A 4,670-nucleotide genomic window follows, 5' to 3' on the forward strand; every position below is an offset into this window, starting at 1 on the left:
GCGCAACGATCCTGCGCCTTGACGCCTCGCGGGGCGCAGGATCGTTGCGCGTCGCAAGCCGGCGGCGCACTCTGAGCCGCACGAACTGCGCGGGAAAGCTGATGCTCGGCAACGGAGAGATGGTGGCGCGCCTGGTGCTCGCCGGCGCCATGGGCAGCGTGATCGGCTTCGAGCGGGAACGGTTACTCTGGGCCGCAGGCCTGCGTACGCACATGCTGGTCTGCGTCGGCGCCTGCCTGTTCATGATCGTGTCGGCCTTCGGCTTCTCCGACGTGCTCGGGCAGAAGGACGTGGTGCTCGATCCCTCGCGCGTGGCCGCGCAGGTCGTCTCCGGCATCGGCTTCCTGGGGGCGGGCACCATTCTCCTGCGCGGTGAGGTCGTGAAGGGTCTCACCACTGCCGCGAGCCTGTGGGCGGTGGCGGCGATCGGACTTGCCGTCGGCGGCGGCCTCTACCTGGCGGCGATCGCCGCCACGGTGCTCGTCGTCGGCATCCTGGCGGGCCTGAAGCCGATCGAGGAGCGGTGGCGCGACCGGCTGCACAGCCGCGCGCTCCATCTCACCGTCGCGGCCGGCAGCCTGTCGATCGACACCCTGCAAGAGGTCACCGGCGAGCGCGCCTCGCGGGTGCGTCAGTTCGTGGTGCGCCCAGGCGATGACGCGGGTGTCGAGGAGGTCACCATCGCCTTCGTCCGGCTATCGCAGACGAGCGTTGCGGCCATCGCCGAGCGGCTGAAGCAGAATCCGTCGGTCCTCAGCGTACGCCTCGGCGCGGAGGGGTGACCGAAGCGTCCTTCAACGCGAATTTTTGCACCGCCGCACTACATCGGGCCGCAAACCGCACTACGACGTGCGAACCGTATCCTTGGCGAGAATCGAGCGAACCATGGCGTCAAAGCGGGTTCCCACCAGCCCCTATCCGGACCAGAAGCCCGGCACCTCGGGGCTCCGCAAGAAGGTGCCCGTCTTCCGGCAGCCCCATTACGTCCAGAACTTCGTTCAGGCGATCATCGATTGCATCCCCGACCGCAAGGGCGCGACCCTGGTCATCGGCGGCGACGGGCGCTTCTTCAACGAGCAGGTCGTGCAGATCGCTCTGAAGATTGCCGCCGCCAACGGCTTCGGGCGGGTGCTGGTTGGGCAGAACGGCCTTCTCTCGACGCCGGCCGCCTCCTGCGTCATCCGCAAGCACGGCGCGGTCGGCGGCATCGTGCTCTCGGCGAGCCACAATCCCGGCGGGCCGGAGGGCGATTTCGGCATCAAGTTCAACGGTAGCAACGGCGGGCCGGCGCCGGAAAGCGTCACGGCGGCGATCTTCGAGCGCACCAAGGCCATCGGCGACTACCGCATCTCCGACGCCCCCGACCTCGACCTCGGCCGGATCGGCACCACCGAGATCGACGGGATGACGGTCGAGGTGATCGATCCGGTCGCCGACTATGCCGAGCTGATGCGCACGCTGTTCGACTTCGAGGCGCTCGCGAAGATGTTCGCCTCGGGCTTCCGGATGCGCTTCGACGCGCTCTCGGCGGTCACCGGCCCCTACGCCAAGGCGATCCTGGAGGGCGCGTTGGGCGCGGCGCCCGGTACGGTCGTCAACGGCGATCCCAAGCCCGATTTCGGCGGGCACCATCCCGACCCGAACCCGGTCCACGCCCACGAGCTGTTCGACCTCATGCACGGGGCCGACGCCCCCGACTTCGGCGCGGCCTCCGACGGCGACGGCGACCGCAACATGATCGTGGCGCCGGGCCTGTTCGTCACCCCGAGCGACAGCCTCGCCATCCTCGCCGCCCACGCCCACCGGGCGCCGGGCTACGCGGGCGGTCTCGCCGGCGTCGCCCGCTCGATGCCGACGAGCCGCGCCGTGGACCGCGTCGCCGCCGCGCTGAAGATCGAGGCGTTCGAGACCCCGACCGGCTGGAAGTTCTTCGGCAACCTGCTGGATGCCGGCCGCATCACCCTGTGCGGCGAGGAGAGCGCCGGCACCGGCTCGAACCACGTGCGCGAGAAGGACGGTCTCTGGGCGGTGCTGCTCTGGCTCAACATCCTGGCCGCGACGGGCAAGCCGGCGCAGGAGCTGGTGCGGGCGCACTGGGCCGAGTACGGGCGCGACTATTACACCCGCCACGATTACGAGGAGATCGATGCGGGCGCCGCCAACCGGCTGATGGAGGGACTGCGCGGCAAGCTCGGCGCCCTGCCGGGCACCAGGATCGGCGGCCTCACCGTCAAAGCGGCGGATGATTTCCGCTACGTCGATCCGGTCGATGGTTCGGTGACGGAGGCGCAGGGCGTGCGGGTCACCTTCGAGGAGGATGCGCGCATCGTCTACCGCCTCTCGGGCACCGGCACCGCCGGGGCGACGCTGCGGGTCTATATCGAGCGCTACGAGGCGGCACCGGACCGGCTCGAACTGCCGGTGGCCGAGGTCCTCGCACCCGTCGTGGCGGTCGCGCGGGAACTGGCCGACATCGAGAGGCTCACCGGCCGCGCGGAGCCGAGCGTCGTGACGTGACGGGCGCGCGCTGGCGCCGGGGGGCGGCGGGCGCCTCGGCCGTCCTCGCTCTCCTCCTCGCGACCGGGCAGCCGGCCCGGCCGGCGGAGACGGCGCTCGGCAGCGCCCGGTTCGACCTGCCCGCCACCTTCGACGATTGGACGCGGCGGGAGGCGAATGACGGCCTCCTGTTCCAGCGCGTCTACGAGCCGGCCGGCCCGCGCGGACGCAAGGGCATCGCGATCCTGCTGGTCGCCAAGCCCAGGCCGGCCTCCGGCGCCTTCGACACGGCCTTCATGCAGTTCGTCCGCGGCTTCAAACAGGTCCCGACCGAGGGCAAGCCGCTCACCGCGAAAGCCGGCGAGACCCTCGACGGCCATCCTATCCGCATCGAGCAGCGCTGCTGCCGGTCGAGCGACGGACTGCGCATGAACGCGTGGTTCGTCGGGATCGCGGCGGGCGGGAGCGAGCATTACCTGATTCTCCTCACGCTCCAGCTCGAGCGGGATGCCGAGAAGCCGGTCCGCGAGGGGTTCGAGGCTTTGGTTCGCGCCTACCGTCCGACCAGGGACGACCGGGGCCTCGTCCTCGCGCCGAAATCCGGCGACGGGGGAATGGACGGGCTCTACGCGCGCACCGAGACGCGGCTGATGCCCAACGCCTTCGGCGGCCTGGATTTCACCGCCGACCAAGCGACCCTGCTGTTCGACAAGGGCGGACTCTTCACCACCGAACTGCCCCGCGACGGCGACATCGCCGGCCATTGCCGCACGGAGGTCGCGACCTGCGGCACCTACGCGCTGAAGGGCGGCTGGCTCTCGGCCAACCGCATCGACCGGGTCGAGATCGAGAACGCGTTCGGCCTCGTCACCCGTTCGAGCGACGCCTTCACCCGCACCAAGGACGGCATCAAGATCGGCGACAAGACCTACGCGACGATGCCACCCTTCGCCGACGGGCATCGCTTCTCCGGCACCTGGAGCCACACCTTCGGGTCGAGCGGCCCGACAGGCTCGGTCGGCGGCGCGCGCACGCTCACGCTCAGTCCCGACGGACGCTTCACCCGCGAGGGCAGCACCGGCTTCTCCTCCACCGGCGGCGCCATCGACGGCGGCACCACGGTGGCGGGGCACAGCCGCCGGCCGGTGCAGAGCGGGCGCTACGCGGTCTCGGGCTTCCGGATCACGCTGACGGACGACGCGGGCGGGGCGGAGTCGCTCAGCCTGTTCGCGCCCGACCGGGATAAGGACAAGCTTCTGGTGATCGGCGGAGCGAACTACCTCAAGCAGGGGAAGTAGCCGCGGTCACGGACACCGCTCGTCCGTCATCGCGAGGCGGAGCCGAAGCGATAGCGCAGGCGGCGGATCAGGTCTGGTTCGGCTTCAACTGGTAGAAGATGTGCCGGCCGATCATGTCCTTGCGCTTGAGCCGGCGGGACCAGCCGGGGCGGACGTAGTCGGCGTGGTAGTGGGTCGCGCCGCCGACCTCGCTGACATAGGTCCGGCCCTCGATCACCGCGCTGGCGACGCGGGTCGCGCTGCGCCACGATTCCGCGTCGGTGATGCGCAGCGACTTGCCCTCGCAGGCGAACGAGAACTGGCAGCCCATGAAGCGGTGGCGGTTCTGGTAGACGACGCCGCAGACCGAGGAGGGGTAGAGCCCGCTCTTGACGCGGTTCAGCACCACCTGCGCGACGGCGGCCTGTCCCTCCTCGGGCTCGCTGCGGGCCTCGAAATAGACGGCCTCGGCGAGGCAGCGCTGCTCGCGGTCCATCGCGTCCGGGTTGATCAGCTCGGCGTAGTGGGACTTGGCCTCCGGCGCCGCGATCTGCGGATCGAGCACCGACGGGCCGCGGTCGAGGCGGGCCGAGAAGCCGGGCAGGGCGAGGCTCGACGCGGCGACCTCGATCGGGGTCGCGTCGGCGGGCGCCGGCGTCACCGAGGACAGGGCGACGGCGCGAGGCGTGGCAGGCGTGGCACCGTCGGAATCGGCGAGGGCGGGGAGGCCATCCTCCCCCGGCTCGGCTTCGTGAGGAGCGCCGGGCGTCACGAGACCGGCATCGATCACGTCCGGGCTCCACGAGGTGGACGCCACCAGCGCACCCGTCACCGCGACGTCCCGCTCCGAGAGTCGGTCCAGCCGGAGCGTGGCATCGGTGCCGGCGGTGGCGGTGA

The 4,670-nt window shown here is 70.7% G+C and carries 4 protein-coding genes; 3 read left to right on the top strand and 1 reads right to left on the bottom strand.

Going from position 1 to position 4,670, the window contains the following annotated elements:
- Positions 1 to 101: 101 nt before the first annotated feature.
- The 3 genes from MFF42_RS10835 to MFF42_RS10845 all read left to right on the top strand — a co-directional run bounded on the left by MFF42_RS10835 (position 102) and on the right by MFF42_RS10845 (position 3,794).
- The gene (locus MFF42_RS10835; RefSeq protein WP_238255761.1) at positions 102 to 782 is read left to right on the top strand and encodes an MgtC/SapB family protein; all 681 of its coding nucleotides are present in this window, start codon (positions 102 to 104) and stop codon (positions 780 to 782) included.
- 103 nt (positions 783 to 885) lie between these two features.
- Positions 886 to 2,517, top strand: coding sequence for an alpha-D-glucose phosphate-specific phosphoglucomutase (locus MFF42_RS10840; RefSeq protein ID WP_238255762.1), 1,632 nt, complete (start codon positions 886 to 888; stop codon positions 2,515 to 2,517).
- The gene (locus MFF42_RS10845) at positions 2,514 to 3,794 is read left to right on the top strand and encodes a hypothetical protein (RefSeq protein ID WP_238255763.1); all 1,281 of its coding nucleotides are present in this window, start codon (positions 2,514 to 2,516) and stop codon (positions 3,792 to 3,794) included. Before MFF42_RS10840 ends, MFF42_RS10845 begins: the two co-directional genes overlap by 4 nt.
- A 67-nt stretch (positions 3,795 to 3,861) precedes the next feature.
- Here MFF42_RS10845 and MFF42_RS10850 read toward each other — a convergent pair.
- Positions 3,862 to 4,670: cell wall hydrolase (locus MFF42_RS10850; RefSeq protein WP_238255764.1), on the bottom strand; the 809-nt coding region annotated here is incomplete at its 5' end.

The organism is Methylorubrum podarium (genome assembly GCF_022179745.1).
Lineage (GTDB): Bacteria > Pseudomonadota > Alphaproteobacteria > Rhizobiales > Beijerinckiaceae > Methylobacterium > Methylobacterium podarium.

Excerpts from the sequence above, each read along its gene's own strand:
- MFF42_RS10835 (WP_238255761.1), top strand. The coding sequence starts at position 102 with ATGCTCGGCAACGGAGAGATGGTGGCGCGCCTGGTGCTCGCCGGCGCC.
- MFF42_RS10840 (WP_238255762.1), top strand. The coding sequence starts at position 886 with ATGGCGTCAAAGCGGGTTCCCACCAGCCCCTATCCGGACCAGAAGCCC.